General features: G+C 69.9%; 16 protein-coding genes and 4 pseudogenes. 13 read left to right on the top strand and 7 right to left on the bottom strand.

The features are described from left to right. Positions 1-59 precede the first annotated feature (59 nt). The 3 genes from ACFYYT_RS29585 (at position 60) to ACFYYT_RS29575 (ending at position 1530) form a co-directional block, all read left to right on the top strand. Positions 60-545 (top strand): hypothetical protein, encoded by a 486-nt coding sequence (locus ACFYYT_RS29585; RefSeq protein ID WP_351819757.1) that lies wholly within the window; start codon positions 60-62, stop codon positions 543-545. Positions 546-696: 151 nt separating this feature from the next. Beyond that, entirely contained in the window at positions 697-963 is a 267-nt protein-coding gene (locus ACFYYT_RS29580; protein WP_351819760.1) for a hypothetical protein, read from the top strand. Positions 964-978: 15 nt separating this feature from the next. Next, positions 979-1530 carry a hypothetical protein gene (locus tag ACFYYT_RS29575; protein WP_351819763.1) on the top strand — a complete coding sequence of 184 codons (552 nt, stop codon included), beginning with the start codon at positions 979-981 and terminating at the stop codon, positions 1528-1530. On the opposite strand, the pseudogene ACFYYT_RS29570 reads toward ACFYYT_RS29575, so the two are convergent. Further along, positions 1484-2484: pseudogene (locus ACFYYT_RS29570) on the bottom strand (DUF6192 family protein). The gene ACFYYT_RS29575 and the pseudogene ACFYYT_RS29570 overlap by 47 nt on opposite strands. A 751-nt stretch (positions 2485-3235) precedes the next feature. On the opposite strand from ACFYYT_RS29570, the gene ACFYYT_RS29565 reads away from it, so the two are divergent. Then, positions 3236-4075 (top strand): IS5 family transposase, encoded by an 840-nt coding sequence (locus ACFYYT_RS29565; protein WP_351819769.1) that lies wholly within the window; start codon positions 3236-3238, stop codon positions 4073-4075. On the opposite strand, the gene ACFYYT_RS29560 is transcribed toward ACFYYT_RS29565, so the two are convergent. Both ACFYYT_RS29560 and ACFYYT_RS29555 read right to left on the bottom strand, forming a co-directional pair. After that, the gene (locus ACFYYT_RS29560; RefSeq protein ID WP_351819772.1) at positions 4070-4468 is read right to left on the bottom strand and encodes a hypothetical protein; all 399 of its coding nucleotides are present in this window, start codon (positions 4466-4468) and stop codon (positions 4070-4072) included. The two genes, ACFYYT_RS29565 and ACFYYT_RS29560, sit on opposite strands and share 6 nt — an antisense overlap. Positions 4469-4952: 484 nt before the next feature. Then, positions 4953-5636, bottom strand: coding sequence for an NAD(P)H oxidoreductase (locus ACFYYT_RS29555; protein ID WP_351819775.1), 684 nt, complete (start codon positions 5634-5636; stop codon positions 4953-4955). Between the two features lie 110 nt (positions 5637-5746). On the opposite strand from ACFYYT_RS29555, the gene ACFYYT_RS29550 reads away from it, so the two are divergent. Next, complete coding sequence (locus tag ACFYYT_RS29550; RefSeq protein WP_351819778.1) at positions 5747-6676, top strand: AraC family transcriptional regulator; 930 nt, start codon at positions 5747-5749, stop codon at positions 6674-6676. A 364-nt stretch (positions 6677-7040) separates the two neighbouring features. Here ACFYYT_RS29550 and ACFYYT_RS29545 read toward each other — a convergent pair whose 3' ends face one another. Further along, positions 7041-8276, bottom strand: coding sequence for an amidohydrolase family protein (locus tag ACFYYT_RS29545; RefSeq protein WP_351819781.1), 1236 nt, complete (start codon positions 8274-8276; stop codon positions 7041-7043). 12 nt (positions 8277-8288) lie between these two features. On the opposite strand from ACFYYT_RS29545, the pseudogene ACFYYT_RS29540 reads away from it, so the two are divergent. The 8 genes and pseudogenes from ACFYYT_RS29540 to ACFYYT_RS29505 form a co-directional block, all read left to right on the top strand. Further along, positions 8289-8417 (top strand): annotated as a pseudogene (locus ACFYYT_RS29540) (TetR family transcriptional regulator); the annotation flags it as partial. 36 nt (positions 8418-8453) lie between these two features. Then, a complete protein-coding gene (locus ACFYYT_RS29535; protein WP_351819784.1) occupies positions 8454-8840 on the top strand; it encodes a TetR family transcriptional regulator C-terminal domain-containing protein in 387 nt (128 codons plus the stop codon). 368 nt (positions 8841-9208) lie between these two features. Continuing rightward, a complete protein-coding gene (locus ACFYYT_RS29530) occupies positions 9209-9469 on the top strand; it encodes a hypothetical protein (RefSeq protein WP_351819787.1) in 261 nt (86 codons plus the stop codon). A gap of 298 nt (positions 9470-9767) precedes the next feature. After that, entirely contained in the window at positions 9768-10028 is a 261-nt protein-coding gene (locus ACFYYT_RS29525) for a maleylpyruvate isomerase N-terminal domain-containing protein (protein ID WP_351819790.1), read from the top strand. Between the two features lie 174 nt (positions 10029-10202). Further along, positions 10203-10582, top strand: a pseudogene (locus ACFYYT_RS29520) (alpha/beta hydrolase). Positions 10583-11011: 429 nt separating this feature from the next. Further along, the gene (locus ACFYYT_RS29515; RefSeq protein WP_351819793.1) at positions 11012-12259 is read left to right on the top strand and encodes a globin domain-containing protein; all 1248 of its coding nucleotides are present in this window, start codon (positions 11012-11014) and stop codon (positions 12257-12259) included. A gap of 44 nt (positions 12260-12303) precedes the next feature. Then, on the top strand, positions 12304-12927 hold the full coding sequence (locus tag ACFYYT_RS29510; protein ID WP_351819796.1) for a pyridoxamine 5'-phosphate oxidase family protein: 624 nt from the start codon (positions 12304-12306) through the stop codon (positions 12925-12927). 65 nt (positions 12928-12992) lie between these two features. After that, positions 12993-13535, top strand: a pseudogene (locus tag ACFYYT_RS29505) (transposase); the annotation flags it as partial. Positions 13536-14111: 576 nt separating this feature from the next. Here the strand turns inward: ACFYYT_RS29505 and ACFYYT_RS29500 are convergent. The 3 genes from ACFYYT_RS29500 to ACFYYT_RS29490 are packed head-to-tail and all read right to left on the bottom strand — an operon-like array spanning position 14112 to position 15745. After that, positions 14112-14564, bottom strand: coding sequence for a hypothetical protein (locus ACFYYT_RS29500; RefSeq protein WP_351819799.1), 453 nt, complete (start codon positions 14562-14564; stop codon positions 14112-14114). 42 nt (positions 14565-14606) lie between these two features. After that, positions 14607-15092 carry a S1 RNA-binding domain-containing protein gene (locus tag ACFYYT_RS29495; protein ID WP_351819802.1) on the bottom strand — a complete coding sequence of 162 codons (486 nt, stop codon included), beginning with the start codon at positions 15090-15092 and terminating at the stop codon, positions 14607-14609. Then, entirely contained in the window at positions 14990-15745 is a 756-nt protein-coding gene (locus ACFYYT_RS29490; protein WP_351819805.1) for a hypothetical protein, read from the bottom strand. The genes ACFYYT_RS29495 and ACFYYT_RS29490 overlap by 103 nt, the downstream gene beginning before the upstream one ends. Positions 15746-15809 lie beyond the last annotated feature (64 nt).

Genomic DNA, 15809 nt, shown 5'->3' with positions numbered 1-15809 from the left:
CGACCCCAAGCAGCGGAACGAGGATGCGGAGGAGCGGTCCTAAGCACTACAACGAGGGGATGACCGTCTTCCTGTGTTCCAAGTGTGGCTCCGCGATCACGCCGGAGCTCGCCGAGCTTGCCAGCGTCCCTCACGTCTCCGACGACGAGCGCGACCGGGACAAGCAGACACGCCGGGCGCCTACCACCGTTCCGCATGGCCGCTACGCGATCGATCCCGAGCCCTGGGGACCTCCCTACGTCATGCAGGACGATCAGGAGGACCCGAAGCCAGCTCAGTCGCGCGGACCTGTGGTCTGCCGTGAAGAAGGCTTCGTCATCTCGGCCGGCAGCCGACACACAGTGCTGGTGCATCCTGATGACGCCGGCGGCCTTCAGCCACTGCCCAACCGGGAGAACAGCAGTGGGTGCTGCGGGCCGAGAGGCGACGAGGGACTCAACCGAGCCTGCCCCTGCGGCGCTCCGGTCGCGACTCTCGCGGCCGACTGTTTCGGTCCCTTCGAACTGCACCTCGATCCCGTCCGGACCTACGCGTTTTCCCAGTAGGACCGCGAAGCACGTGCGGACGACGTCCACGACACGCCCGCTGGAACCCGTCCACCCAACTTCTTCACGACTACTTTCCGTGGTGAACGGCGGCTCGCACGGGCCTGCCGCCGAGCTGGGCTAGTTCGGATAAGCCTGCATCCGGTGCTCGATGCTGCGGCCCGAGCCAGAACAGCGGTCACGACTCGTTGAAATCCGGGACAACCTCACTGCGCGGATCACCGAGGCCGAGCGGGAGGGCTGGCTGGGCGAGGTCGACGGCCTACACGTCAGCCTCGCCGGCGCCCAGGACAAGCTGGTTCAGCTCGACAATGAAGCGACGCGGCGGTCCACCGCCGTCAGCCTCGGCATGCCGACGTTCGGCCAGACCTCCGCCCGCACTGAAAACCCGACCCCGCTGCCCGACCCAAAAGGCTGACCTTAAGCTGTGGCCATGCTGCTGATCTACGACGGGGGGACCACTGCCGACGCGCCCGTACCACGCACCGGCGGAGTCCCGCTCGTCACGGTCGGATTCGTCTGGCCAACGTGCCGCGAGTGCGGTGGGGCCATGCAGTTTCTCGCCAATCTGCCCCTCGACATCGGCGTAGTCTCGGTGTTCTTCTGTCAGAACGATCCCGGGATGTGCGACGACTGGGACGCCACGGCCGGCGCCAACCGCGTCTACCTGTTCTCCGGTGAGCTCACCCCAGCCACTGTCCCGGCCGACGGCGAGACGCTCCTGGGCGCGGTGACCGCTCTGCGCCTCCATCCGGCTGACAAGCCCACGGAGGAGCCGGTTCTCGGACGACTGGGCGGCGAGCCTGACTGGATTCAGGGTGACGAGACTCCCGACTGTCCCTTGTGCACCACCCGCATGACGTTCACGGCCGAACTGGAGGAGGGGCACGACTTCACCACCTCCGCGAACTTCGGCGGCGGGGGCCGCGGTTACCTCTTCAACTGCCAGCCCTGCAGCGAGGCCGCGTTCCTCTGGCAGCGCTGAAGGCCCAAGAGTCATGCGGCGTGCGTAGTTCAGAGAAGGTGGCCCTGACCTTGGCGATGTTCTGGTGGACGATCACCTGTTCGTCCTCGGACAACTGGCGGTCCCGCAGGCCCGGAACGGCCCGGCCGGCCGCGGCGACGAAGGAGTGGCAGGCGGTGACGAGGCCGAGGAACTCGACCGTGCGGTTGATCTGCTTGACCGCCGGTGCGACGGGGCTTGTCCGTTCGAAGTTCTCGCGGGCCTGGCGGCCGCGTTCGACCTGGGCGTGGTTGACCTGGTGGCGGGCGGTGTCGTCACTCAGGGCCTTGAAGGCGACGTCCGGGCGTCGTAGCAGGCCTGTGGTCACGGTCGCGGCGACGCTCTCGTCGCGGGTGAACTCCTCGACCACCCTGACCCGGTCCTCGACGGCGACGTGCGCCGAGATCGAGGGCCGGCGGAGCAGGTCGGTGGTGACCACCGCGGCGACCTCTTCGTCCTGGGCCAGGGCGTGGATCGCGCTGATCTTCTCCTGCTTGGAGACCGGGTTCTCGACCTGCCAGCCGAGCACGCGGCTGGCGTCATCGGCGGTCCAGCGGGCCTTGCCCTTGGGCGGGCTTTTCACGGCCGCGAATCGCTCGTCCTCGTCATCGACGCTGGCCAGGATCCGGTAGACGGTGAAGGGGACACCGGCCTGGCGGTGTTCCTTCGGCCAGCGGGAGGCGACCCAGCGGGCGTTGTTGACGGTGCTGTATTTGAGGCCGATGTCCTCGGCGAGCCGGGTCAACGACTCCCTGACGGTCCATCCGCCCTCGGGGTGGGTCCCTCGCGAGGGCGGGAGGGCTCGATCTCCAGGGCGCGGTCACCGATCGTGAACTGGCCTCGGGAGTGCTGGTCGACGACTTCGCGGAGCTCGCTCACGATCTGTTCGTATCGTGACGGGCTGACGCTTCCGATCTTCTCGTTGTCCTCGGGCATGGTGTCTCACCACCCAGCGCGGGCTATGGCGCGGCCATCTCTCTGCCGTGACGGTACAAAGCCCGCTCATCACCGAGAGTCAGACTGTAAATAGGAAGATCGCAACGAACGACCGCAAATTGCCGAGAACTGACCAAAATTGGGCAACTGATGCGTTCGCGCTGCGGTTACTGTGACCGGTCTGCGAACGGATCGTTCCGCCGGCGCCAAGCTCTCACCTTGCACTTCGGCGAGCAGTACACAGCCGCGAATCGCCGCTCCACCCCCGCGATCCAGCGGGCCCCGCACTCGCGGCACTCGCCTTCGTCACCCCCGCCCTGAACCGCGGCAAGACGCCGACGCGACCGCCGTTCTACCCGCCACTGCCTGGAACGACAGGTCGCCGAGCAGAACACCGCGTCCGGCCTGGCACTCAGCCGCAGCCGGTCACCACAAGCCCGACAGGCCCTCTCCGCGACCTTCTTGGCGCCCTTCGACACCAGCCAAGCCTAGGCCCCCAGGCTAGCCGGTACAGGGGATCCGAAACAGGCAGTGAAAGAGCGTTTTGTCCCGGCCAGGGTGTTTGGTAGCCGTTTGGGTAGCGGGGTGGGCTGGGAGCGCTGAGGCCAGGGTCATATCCGTGATGTGAGAGACGGTTGACGCCATTGCGGGGCACCTTTCCGCCCGTTCGCTCCTGTCTGATCCCGAGGCGCCCCCACTCACCCCTGTTTGCGCCCTGTGGCTGTGTGCCTGCCGACGGAACCATCGAAACATGTCTCGACAGCGGCCGTATCCGAGTGACCTGTCCGATGCCCGATGGGAACTGCTCGAGCTCATTCTGTCGACCTGGCGGGCCGAGCGACGAGGCAAGGGCCTAGACATCGGACGGCCGCCGGAGCACGACCTGCGCCGGATCTTGGACGCGGTGTTGTACGTGGACCGGACGGGGATCCCCTGGCGCTACCTTCCCCATGACTTTGCGCCGTGGGAAACCGTCTACGGATACTTCGCTGCCTGGCAGAAGGACGGCGTATTTGACCAGCTCAACGGCCTGCTTCGCCGATTGGTCCGGGAGGCCGCAGGCCGGGAGGCCGAACCGAGCGCGTGCGTGCTGGACGCACAGAGCGTCAAGACCTCAGCCAACGTCCCGGCCGCTGGCCAGGGCATCGACGCGGGCAAGAAGATCGCGGGACGCAAGCGCCACATCGGCGTCGACACCCTCGGCCTTCTCCTGGCGGTCTGGGTCACCGCAGCCAGCGTCTCCGACAACGCCGGCGGCATCCACCTGCTCTCTCACATTGCCAAGGCCCACCCCAGGATCACCAAGGCATGGGCTGGCACCGGCTATCGAACCAAGGCCATCGACCCCGGCGCCGCCCTCGGCATCGACGTCGAGGTGACCCGCCGCGACCCGGGCCAAAAGGGATTCAAGGTCATCCCGCGGCGCTGGGTGGTCGAGCGGATCTTCGGCTGGCTCATGAACCACCGCCGCCTCGCCCGCGACTACGAAACCCACCCACACCGCTCCGAAGCGATGATCCGCCTCGCGATGATCGACCTGATGAGCCGCAGGCTCACACAAGAATCGACTCCGAACTGGAAGGACTCATAGCCGCCGGGCCACGCTGACCCGCGCCTCCTCGCCCCTCATTGCCTGCGGCCAGCGGGCATCGATGACATCCGCCGCTTCCCGGCAGGCGCCACAGGCGTTCCCCCGCTCCGGCAGCCACCAGTGATCGGACGCCGACATGCCGGCTTCCTGGATTCCGCACAGCGTCCTGTCGAAGATGCCGAAGGCGTGGGAGACGTCGGCGGGAAGGCCGTCCGTGACGGCCTTCTCCCAGCGCATCTCCGCGGGCAAGTACGGCGGCCGCGAGACCTCGAACCACTCGCCACCCACATGGGTGACGGCGTGGCACCAGGAACAGGACCAGATCTCCTCTTCCCGCACAGTGGGCGGCGCCGGCCATCGCCACATCGCCCGTCCACACACATCGCACTCCACGAGCGGATCTTCACACGCCTTCGTGCGTGACCCCAACCCGCGAATTACCAAACACCCCCGACGGGACAAAACGCTCTTTGAGCCCCAGGACGTCCATGGCTGCTCGGACGACATCAAGGGATGCCCGTAGGCGCAGAGCGCCCGCATGGAGAAGTCGCTTTCGATATCGATGGGAGGCGAAGGACCGGAGAGCGATGAGACCGGCGACCGGCCGAGGCCGCTTCCCGCCCGGCGGGCGCCTGCGAAGAAGGCTCGGCTGCCGCTCCCGCCTGGCCGGACGTCCGGCCAATAGGAACCCGCCGCGCGAGCACCCGAGGCCGGGAGCTGGCGCGTCAGATTGAGCCCGCTCACGAGGCGTTGTCTCGGGCCTTCCGCGATGGCGCGGCACCTGGGTACCTGCACGCTCGGGCGTCCGCCGGGCGACCGGGCCCGGCGCGTACTGCCGCGGTGTCAGCCGCCCCCGCGCGATCCGCAGGCCAGGCCGTCAGGCCGCGACGAGTTCGTCCGCGAGGAACTCCTCCACGAACTTCCGTGCCCGGCGGTCGAAATCGGCGTACTGGGCCTCCCGCTCGGCACCGGCGGCCGCTTCGCCGACCAGCAGATTGCCTTCGGCGTCGATGCGCTGCGGTCGCTCCTCCGCATCCAGGAGCAGGCCTACGGTGGAGCGGGAGAAGCCGCAGTAGTACGCGATGCCGTCGCTCAGGCCGGCCTCGAGGACGGACTGCATCGATTCCGCGATGGGGTCGTCGGAGGTGGCGCCGCCCAGCGCCAGCCACAGCATGCGCTTGCCCGCCAGGCGGGGCTTGCTGCGGCCGTAGGCGAACCCGTAGTTCCACACGCGGTCGATCCATCCCTTGAGGATGGCGGGCAGGCCCTGCCAGTACACCGGGAAGACGGCGATGACGACCTCGGCGTCGAGGATCCGCCGCATGTGGAGGTGGGTCTCGTCCGAGTACGGCTTCTCCCGGTTTCCCCAGTCCGGCTGGTCCTCCACGTTCATCCGCGGGTCGAACCCCTCGGCGTGCAGGTCGAGCAGGTCGACGCGGTAGCCGGCGGCCTCGAGCTGTGCGGTCGCGCGGCGGGCGGTATGGGCGGTGAGGGAATCGCTGCGATGGTGCGCGACGACCACGAGGGCGGTCCTGACGTCCTTGCTGTGCTGCTGCGGCACGGTGTCTCCAGAGGGCTCGATCGGTGCAGTAAGTCCACTACAGCCGCGGCGACGTAGATGATCCATAGGTGAAACCCTCCAGGACATAGGAGATCGTCTACGCTTGAGCCGTGGATCCTCTGAGTGCACTGTTGAGCGGCATCCGGGCCGAGGGCTCGGTCGTCAGCCACGCCGTCCTGACGGCGCCCTGGAGCATCACCTTCACCGACGACGCTCCGCTCACCATGGTCAGCGTGCTGCACGGGGGCGGCACGCTCCTGCTGCCCGACGGCACCGAGCGCGCGATCGGCGCCGGCGACACGGCCGTCGTCCGGGGCCCCGCACGGTTCCGCCTGGCGGACGAACCCGCCACGGTCCACCGCCCCCACACCGCGTACGAGATCAACTGCTTCACCCCGGACGCCGCGTGCACCGGCGAGGAACTCGACGGCATCCACTGGGGTACCGGCGCGGCGGCGGCGACCGCGTTGATCGTGGGCGCCTACCGCGCCTCGGGGCACCGCCACGAACGGCTCCTGCGCGCCCTGCCGCCCGTCCTGGTCATCGCCGAGGACGCCGAGGTCTGCGCCTGGCTGGAGGACGCCGCCGCCGATGCCGCCCGGCTTTCAGCCGGTTCGCAGGCGCTGATGGACCGGCTCCTCGACTGGGCTCTGGTCTGCACGCTGCGCACCTGGTTCGACCGGGCGGGCGCGGATGCGCCCGGCTGGTACCGCGGCCTCGCCGACCCGGTCCTCGCCCCCGCCCTGCACGCCTTCCACGGGCGGCCCGCCGACAGCTGGACGGTCGCGTCACTGGCCGCTCAAGCCGGCGTCTCCCGGGCGCTGTTCGCCCGGCGCTTCTCGGAGCTGATGGGCCGTCCGCCCCTCACCTACCTCACCGAATGCCGCATGGACGACGCCGAGGCCCTCCTGGCCGACACCGACCTCAGCATCGCCCAGATCGCCAAGACCGTCGGCTACGCCGACGCCTTCGGCTTCAGCACCGCCTTCAAACGCCACAAGGGCCTCAGCCCCAGCGCGTTCCGCACCACGGCGGCGTGAGCCAGGGCACCGCGAGAACACGGGCCCCGCGCTCCGGACCCCAGCACGCCACCGAGACGTCCTGCCGGAGGGTCGGCCCGGGTGCCCCGGCGGGCGGAAGTCTGCCGGGGCATTCGCACGTCCGCGCGGCGGTGGGTTTCACCCCGGACCGCGCCCCGCCCGCCCGGCCGTAAGCGGCCGTGACGTGTGCTTGCATCGCGTAGCCGCCGACCTGCCGCCGTACGTCCCGCCGACTCGCCGGGGAGAGACCGGAGAGCCGGGCCACCCCGTCGTCCGGGGTTGGGAGCTCCTGGGATCTCGTTGACGGCCGGCTCCGCCCGGGAGCGGACCTACCCGGGATGAAACGACGGACGCAAATGACCTCTCAGAGAACGGCGCCGGCTTTGACCACGTGCCGGAGGTGGCGCTGGGGCTGTGTGAGGACGGTCAGGTCCGCCAGGGGGTCGCCGTCCACGACGAGGAGGTCGGCATGTGCGCCCGGTGCGAGGATGCCGATCTCCCCCTCCATCCGCAGCAGGCGGGCCGCTGTGCTGGTGGCGGAGCGGATCACGTCCGCGGCGGGCTGGACCTGGGCGCGCAGCGTGAACTCCTCCAGCTGGGCCGAGTGCAGCGGTCCGAGGAGGTCGGAGCCGTAGACCAGGCTGACCCCCGCCCGGTGGGCTTTCTCCAGAGCGGCCAGTCCGTGGTCGCGGACCTCGGTGAGCTTGCGATGGGACGACTCGGGCAGGCCGGACTGCCGGCCGAGCTGCGCCGTCCGCTCGTACGCGATCAGGGTGGGCACCAGGAAGGCGTCCCGCTCCAGCAGCAGGCCGACGGTCGCGTCGTCGATCAGGTTGCCGTGTTCGACGCAGCGCACACCTGCCCGCAGGGCCCGGTCTATGGCGCGCGGGTGGTAGGCGTGCACGGTGACGTACCGGTTGTGGTTCTCCGCCTCTTCCACGGCGGCGCGGATCTCCTCCTCGCTGTACTGAACGGCTGCTATCTCGTCGTGGGGCGAGGCCACACCGCCGGAGAGCAGCACCTTCAGATGGGCGGCCCCCTTTCGGAACTCGTCCCGGGCCGCCGCGCGGACGGCGTCCACACCGTCCGCGATCCGGGCGAAGTTCGGCCGGTTCTCGCAGCAGGGCGCCGAGTCGTCCCCCAGAGGGCGCAGGTCGCCGTGGCCGCCGGTCTGTGAGAGTGCCTTGCCGCCGTGGACGAGCCGGGGGCCGAGCGCCAGCCCTTCGGCCAGGGCCCGGGCCATGCCGTGGTCCGCGCCGCCGACATCGCGGACGGTGGTGAAGCCGCGGCGCAGCATCCGTTCGGCCTCCGCGAGGGCCCGCACGGTCAGATATCCCGGCGTCCAGGAGGCGACGGAGGGCAGGTCGAGCGAGGTGACCAGCAGGTGGACGTGGGCGTCGATCAAGCCGGGTAGCACGGTGGCGCCGGCGGCCCTGAGCACCCGCACGCCCTCTCCGACGACCGGCGGGCGCCCGGTGCCGGTGGCGGCGATCCTGCCGTCAGCGACCTCGACCCAGGCCAGGTCGGTACGGGTGCCGGTCTCGGGGATTCTTTCCCGACCGAATCCGCCGCGCCCCGCCCTCCGCGGCGCCGCGTCCACACCAGAGCCCGCATCCTGTCGGCGGCGGGCGGGCTGTTCCTGTCCGCGGGGTACGCGCGTACGAGCATCGAGGACATCTGCGCCGCCGCCGGCTACACCCGCGGAGCGTTCTACTCGAACTTCGCGACCAAGGAGGACCTGCTGCTGGCGCTCTTCGACGAGCAGGCTGCCGAGCGGATGGCCGAGCTGGAGCGACTGGCCGCCGTGGCCGGGCAGTTGGGACCCGGGGAACGGGCGCAGCGCCTGGTCGAGGCGCTGCTGCGGGTCGAGGAAGCCGAAACCGGCTGGATTCTGCTCTTCCTGGAGTTCCGCCTGATGGCCGCCCGGACGCCAGGGCTCGCCGAGCGGGTCGCCGCACACGACCGGACGGTGACAGCGGCGGTGGCGGTTCTGCTGGTGCGGGTCCTGCCGGAGCTGGTACCGGACGGCGCCGCGGCCGAGCAGGCCGCCGAGGTGGTCCTGGCCGCACGAGAGGGCCTGCTCGCCCGTACGGCCGCGGGCGGCCCGGCCGCTGAGCAACTGCTGACGTCGACGGCGGCAGTGCTGGCGGGGCTCCTGGGCTGATGCAACGAAGAGCCGGCGCCCCGACGCCTATCGGCCGGTGACGTGGGCAGCCGGCCGCCGGCCTTCTCGACGTGGAGCCGGACGAGGTGGAAGGCGCGCTGCCACTCCACCGGCCAGGCCGGGCACCACGACGGGTCGATGCCCTCCAGCTGCTCGCGCCGTTGGGCCGCCAGCGCTCCGGCCGACGACTTGACCGGCAGGGCCTCGGCACGGCGCTACTCGTTCTCGGCAGCCTTGCGGGCGGCGGCGGCCCGCGCGTTCTCCGGCCAGACGGGCCCGGTCCTCGACCTGCAGTCGGGATACGACCCGGGGCCCGGGGCTTTGCGGGAGTGGAGGCGGAAATCGCGGACAGCAACGAGGCGAAACAGGTGACACCGGCGACCCTGCCGTCCTACGGGGACGAGTCATCGGCCGTCACCATGATCGCCTCCATGCCCAGCATCGGTTTGCAGTCGGCGCAGGGACTCGCGGTCGCCCGCTGCGGGAGCATCGTGGTGCGCGTCATCATCTCTGACGACATCGGCAGCACCGTCGACCTCGACGCGCTCAACGCCTTCACCCGGACGGTGACCTCCCGGGCGCAACAAGCGCTGGCCAACACCACTCCCACCGCCGCCGTCGAACTGTAAAGGCGTCCTCGGCGCGGATATCGCCCGGACGACGGCAGAGGGCACCGACCGGTGGGCCGCCTCCTCAAGGCGACGATGCCCGAACGCCTGGTGCGCGAGGCGATCCTGACCTACCCCGGCCTGGCCGGACATCGCGGCCGCGGCGGGCCACCTCGGCGCCCGCCGCCGCCACTCGACCACCCGCAAACGGCGCTGTTCTCCGCCTGCTCCCAACCAGTCGCGCGTCATTCCGCGGGGGTGTGGGCCGGGTTCCGGGGAAGGTGTGCAGTGACGCACGGACACCGAGTGGAGGCATGCCATGTCGTACGACGTAAGCGCGTCGCCCGCGGCCTTGCTGCCCTTGCTGCGCACGTCCGTGGAGCGGTTGCACGGCGCGGTGGCGACTCTGACGGACGACGACGTGCGGGCCCCCTCGCTGTTGCCTGGCTGGACCCGCGCGCACGTGCTCACGCACATCGCCCGCAGCGCCGACTCGCGTACTCGGCTGCTGACGGCAGCCCGCACGGCGCGGACCGCGCTGCGGCGCAGGCCTCCTACGAGCGCCTGCGGGCCGCCCTGAGCGCGCACCCGCTGGACATCGGGGGACGGCGGTCACCCCCAACCACCTCGACGTGGCGACGTCGGACGACCGCGGTGGCCGCCCGGTCGAAGCACGTCATGGGCGCCGCCTTCGTCGCCTACTACTTCACCGTGACCTGCGGGGGGCACCCCGTGGACCGACGGCCGGTACTGGCTGGAGCAGAGCGGTGAGGCGACGCGCGACCATCCGCTCGTCGGGGCCCGCGAGCTGGCCTTCGCCTCGGTTTGTGCGAACTGGCCGCGGACCGGGGCGCCGCGCGTCAAGGTCACCGGCGCCAGGCTGGCGCCCGTGCTGATGCTCAACTCGACGAACGACCCGGCGACGTACTACGAGGGGCCCTGCGCGCCCACCGCGCCCACCGCGCCCTGGCCCGGTTCCCGGCTGGTGACGGCGGGCGGGGCGACCACGGCCAGTACCAGAACAACAACTCGTGCGTCGACGCGCACGTCGAGGCGTACCTCCTGAACGACACCCAGCCCGCCGAAGGCACCCGCTGCCCGGGCGGACCGCTGCCTGCTCCGGCGCCTGAATAAAGAATGTGTAAAACCGGGCGCATGATCGGGCCGGGGTGGGGCAGGCGGGGCCCCGGAGGTTGATGACGACCACTGGTGAGGCCGGTGCCGCTGGTACCGGTGGCAGCACGACGCCCCACACGTCCACGCGCACCATGGCTGTGGCCCGCCCCACCGTCCCTCAGGGGAACGGGGCGACGGGCCACGGCCATGCGGTCGTGCGGCGGCGAGTTCGGGCCAGAACTGCCTTCGCCGGTCGCGCCGTTGACTGTGAGCCGTTACTACTTCCACGTCACCCCCGTGATCGTGTAGGTTCCGGAACCGTTTGATCCGTATCGCTGCACACGCCCTACCAGGAGGACTCGTGCCCGCTCCCGTCACCGCCTCGTCCACGAGCGCCAGTACCGGGCGACCGCCGGGCCGGATACCGGCGGGAGGAGCGCTGGTCTCTTGAGATTCCGCATCGGGCGCCCGACGAACCCGCCCACGCACCCAGAGCCGGAGGACCAGGGCCACCACGCGGCCCCCGACCTCGCCGCCGTCGAGCCGGCCCCCGTCGAGCCGCCCCTGTCGCCCCACGAGATAGCGCTCATACGGGCTTCCGTCTCCGTCGTCGAACCGCTCGCCGCCGACATGACGGTCTATTTCTACGCGATCCTCTTCGCCCGGTACCCCGAGGTCCGCCCGATGTTCCCCCCGGGCATGGACACCCAGCGCGGCCGCCTGCTCCGCGCGCTGCTGCACATCGTGGACTTGGTCGACGATCCGGAGAACCTGGTCCGGTTCTGCGGCCACCTCGGCCGCGACCACCGCAAGTTCGGCACCCTCAGCGCACACTTCCCCGCCGTCGGCGAGTGCCTCCTCGCCGCCCTCGCCCGCTACGCCGGGCCCGCCTGGACCGCCGACACCGCCGCCGCATGGACCAAGGCCTACGGGGTCGTCGCCGACGTCATGATCAGCGCCGCCGAGCAGGACGAAGCGCAGCGTCCCGCCGTCTGGCCCGCCACGGTCGTGCACAAGGTCCCGCGCGGACACGGCATCGCCGAGATCACCGTGCGGCCCCACATGCCCTACGCGTACGCGGCCGGGCAGTACGTCAGCCTCGAGACGCAGTGGTGGCCCAAGCAGTGGCGGTACTACTCCCCCGCCAACGCTCCCCGCCAGGACGGCACCCTCACCTTCCACGTGCGCGCGGTGGCCGGCGGCTCGGTCAGCGACGCGCTCGTCCACCACTGCGCCGTGGGCGACGTACTCCAGCTCGGACCGCCGATGGGCGACATGGTGCTCGACGCCGCCGTCCACAAGGACCTGCTCTGCGTGGCGGGCGGCACGGGACTCGCGCCGATCCGCGCGATCGTCGAGGACGTGGCCCGGCGCGGCGGACGGCACAAGGTCGACCTGTTCCTCGGCGCCCGGACCGGCGCCGAACTGTACGGGGTCAACGACATGCTCCGGATGGCACAACAGCACCACTGGCTGTCCATCAGGGGCGCCGTCTCCCACGAGTACATCCCCGGCATCCGGGGCTCCCTGCCGCAGGTCCTGGCCGAATACGGCCCCTGGTACCAGCACGACGTCTACCTCAGCGGGCCGGCCCCGATGGTGGTCTCCGCCAGCCAGACGCTCACGCACCACGGTACCCAGCGGGAGCGCATCCACCACGACCCGTTCGAGACCCCGGTCCTGTCCACCCCATGAGCCACGCGCGCCGCCGTGCCGATCCCTGCCAGGAGAACGCCCCCGTGACCTTCCCCCCACCGCCCTTCGGATCAGCGGGTGAACACCGGCTGCAGCAGCACCTGGGCAGCGCCGACCGCGCCGCCCGGTTCTACGACCAGCAGGTCCGGCCGTGCCTCACGGACGAGATGCGGGAGTTCATCAGCCACCAGAACATGGTCTTCCTGGCCACCTCCGACGCCCACGGCGCATGCGACTCCAGCTTCCGGGCGGGGCCCCCCGGATTCGTGCACGTACTGGACGAGCGCACCCTCGCCTACCCCGAGTTCCGGGGCAACGGCGTGCTCGCCAGCGCCGGCAACATCACGGAGAACCCCCATCTCGGCATGCTCTTCGTCGACTTCACGCACCACCACATCGGCCTGCACGTGAACGGCACCGCCCACCTCTACGCCGATGCCGACCTCCGCTCCGCGCGGCCCGGTCTGCCCGACGACGTCGCGCCGGGCCGCCGCCCCGAGCTGTGGGTCCACCTCACCGTCGAAGAGGCCTACATCCACTGCTCCAAGTACATACCGCACCTGGTACCGGGCCCCCGCCCCGGCCACCGGCCCGACCGGCCGAAGGACGCCGACTACTTCACCGGCTCCCGCACGGCACCGGTCGACCCGGTGATGCACCGCGGCTGACGCGGGGCGCCCCCGGAGGGGCTGTAAATCGTTCGGTGTAACTCCCGATCAAGGAAGGTGCACCGATGACCAGTGAGAACGTGACCGGGGCCGAGACCGTCGAGCCGTCTGAGCCGCAGCCGTCGAAGGTGGTGGATGACCGGCTAATTGACGAGCTTGTATCCCGGGCCCAGGCCGAGGGCCTGCAGCTGACCGGCGAGGGCGGACTGCTCCAGCAGCTGACGAAGCGGCTGCTGGAGTCCGCCCTGGAGGGCGAGATCACCGACCACCTCGGCTATGACAAGCACGACCCGGCCGGGAAGAACGGCGGGAACTCCCGCAACGGGACCCGCGCGAAGACCGTGCTGACGGACGTCGGACCGGTGGAGATATCCGTGACCCGCGACCGGGACGGATCCTTCGAGCCGAAGATCGTCAAGAAGCGGCAGAAGCGCCTGACCGGCGTGGACGAGACGGACATCTCCCTCTCTGCGAAGGGCCTGACCACAGGCGAGGTCCAGGCCCACCTGGCCGAGGTTTATGGCGCCGAGGTCTCCCGCCAGACGATCTCCACCATCACCGACAAGGTGCTCGATGGCATGGCCGAGTGGCAGAACCGACCGTTGGAAGGGCATAGCGTCACTCCGTGCGCGGGATCAGGCTTCGCTGCGGTCGGCTACGGCTGCGTACTCCAGCCACTTGTCCACCACGTCGCGGACTTCGTCCAGGGCGGGATCGCGGCGTCCACCAGGCGCGTATGCCGGCGACCTGTCCGCGTGCAGCGGCACGTGGGCGCAGTACCAGGCCCGTTTGGCGCCCGCCTGTTCGGCGTCCGTGCCCGTCAGTAGGTAGTTGAGCCGTGTCGCCATGACCCGGCGGCGTCCGAATATGTAGACCGTCGGCTCGACGAACCAGCGGCAGAAGCTCGGGTCGGGGTCGTAGACGGCCGCGGCCATCAGCGGAGCGAAGAACTCTTCGGGCAGACTCGCGCGTTCGAGTAGTGGCTTGCGCGCTGCATGCGCCAGGTGCCGCGCGCGTCGGTCTTCCGGCACGCTGGCCGCGGCGTCGAGGTCCAGCAGCCGAGTCACCTCGGCTGAGGACGACAGGAATGTGGGTGCTTCTGCCTCGTTGCGCTCTCCATCGGCCATGGGCAGCATTCTGGGCCGATCCCGGACGGAGAGGTAGAGATGCTGGTTGCCGTGGGGTCAGTGGAACCACACGACGAGCCGCACGTTCTCCGCCCCGTGGACTTCGCTGAGCGTGCCCATGACTCTCCATACTCGGCCCCAGTCGCTTCCGTCACCTGCGGCAGTGGCCCGGCTTCGGGTGCCGGAGCTGTCTGTTGCTTGCCAATCGACGGCGGTGACCTCAGCCCAGGTGACCCATGTCGTTCCGAATGCGTCACCGGGTCCCTCATAGGCTGCGTACTCGCTCCTCAGCCCCACCGACGCATCGTCCGGGAAACCACGGCCTTCCGCCACGGGACGGAAGCCGAAGGAGTTGCGGACTCCAAAGAGACAGGCGAGGCCGTCGTAGGCGTTGCCCCGGTTGAGCAGGAAGAGATCGATGGCGGCTTCCCACACGGAGTCCTCGTCGTCGGGGCCCCAGAGGCGGGCCCCCGGCCGGCACTCGATCATTCCGCTGATGTCGGTAGACATGCCCGGATCCTGCCCGACCGGCCCGGGGCTCGGCACCCACATTTAGGTTCTGTCGGCTCCTCCAGCGGCGCCCAGCCGCACCCGGTGAAGCTGGAGGTCGACCTCGGCGACCCACACCGTGATCAGCTGTCCTTCGTCGACAAGCTGATCCGGCGTCCCGACCGGCCGGTCAGTCAGCTCTGAGAGGTGAAGGAACCCCACAACGTCGGGAGCAAGCTGCACGAACACGCCAAAGGGAACGATCTTGGTGATCGGTCTGGTGAGGACCCGGCCGACCTGATCCGCAAACCGAATGAGCGGATCTTCCTGCAGAGCCTTCAGTGAGAGCGTGACCTGTCCGGAGCGCGTCTCGGCAATGATCACCTCAGCGGTGATCCGCTGGCCCGCTTCGACTGCCTCGGAGGGGTTGTTGATCCAGCCCCACGTCAGGTCCGGCACCCGGATGAAGCCGGTGCAGAGGCCGTCCGGTTCGCCATCGACGTGAACGAAGACCCCGAAGTTGTGAACCGCGGAGACCGTCCCAGCCACGACCTGCCCTCGTTCAAACGCAAGGAGAAAGGACCGCAAGGCCGGAATCTCGCAGGCCCTGGCGGAGAGGTGAAGCTGACCTTCGCGCCACCGCCCGATACCTCGACCTGGAACGGCAGGAAGTCCGTGAGCTGCGCCAGGTCGTCGGCGTAGACCGGCTTGCCGGGGGTGTCCTTGACGCGGACTCCGTGGGTCAGGACCTCCCACGGCCGGCGCCGGACCGCGCGGGGAGGGAAGCAGTTGACGGACGTGAAGACGGTGTCGATGACCTCGTAGTCCGCCGGGAGCCGACGACCGGCCCGCAGGTCCTCCGGGTGCTGCTCCATGCGGATCAGGTGGACGCGCAAGTCCCCCAGCTCGAACCGGCCCTGCCCGACATGCTTCCAGCCCCCCTCGGACAACATCGCGTGGTTCTGCTCCCACGCCTCCTCGATCTCGGACCGCGGGGCCGCCACCGAGTGATACAGGCAGAGCTGCGTCATGGCGAGGGCGGGTGCGGCCGTGGTGTCGACGAGTCCGTACTGGTGCTGGTAGTGGACGATGCGGCGGCGTGCAGCGCCCTCACCGGTCCAGCCGGAGTTCTCGGCGGTCTCCTCCTGCTGGGTGCGCCGCCAGATGCCCTCCTCCTCGAAGCGGGGCCGGTCGGCGCCCACCCCATAGAAGTCGTTCCAGCTGCGGATCTGAGCCTCGTCGAGCTGGTCGATGACTGACGGGAAA

The sequence above is a fragment of the Streptomyces sp. NPDC002032 genome (assembly GCF_042890765.1).
Classification (GTDB): Bacteria; Actinomycetota; Actinomycetes; order Streptomycetales; family Streptomycetaceae; genus Streptomyces.
This window is presented reverse-complemented; position numbering and strand designations above follow the sequence as displayed.

Coding starts and splice junctions, on each gene's coding strand:
- ACFYYT_RS29585 (WP_351819757.1), top strand. CDS start 60: ATGACCGTCTTCCTGTGTTCCAAGTGTGGCTCCGCGATCACGCCGGAG.
- ACFYYT_RS29580 (WP_351819760.1), top strand. CDS start 697: ATGCTGCGGCCCGAGCCAGAACAGCGGTCACGACTCGTTGAAATCCGG.
- ACFYYT_RS29575 (WP_351819763.1), top strand. CDS start 979: ATGCTGCTGATCTACGACGGGGGGACCACTGCCGACGCGCCCGTACCA.
- ACFYYT_RS29565 (WP_351819769.1), top strand. CDS start 3,236: ATGTCTCGACAGCGGCCGTATCCGAGTGACCTGTCCGATGCCCGATGG.
- ACFYYT_RS29535 (WP_351819784.1), top strand. CDS start 8,454: ATGGCCGAGCTGGAGCGACTGGCCGCCGTGGCCGGGCAGTTGGGACCC.
- ACFYYT_RS29525 (WP_351819790.1), top strand. CDS start 9,768: ATGTCGTACGACGTAAGCGCGTCGCCCGCGGCCTTGCTGCCCTTGCTG.
- ACFYYT_RS29500 (WP_351819799.1), bottom strand. CDS start 14,564: ATGTCTACCGACATCAGCGGAATGATCGAGTGCCGGCCGGGGGCCCGC.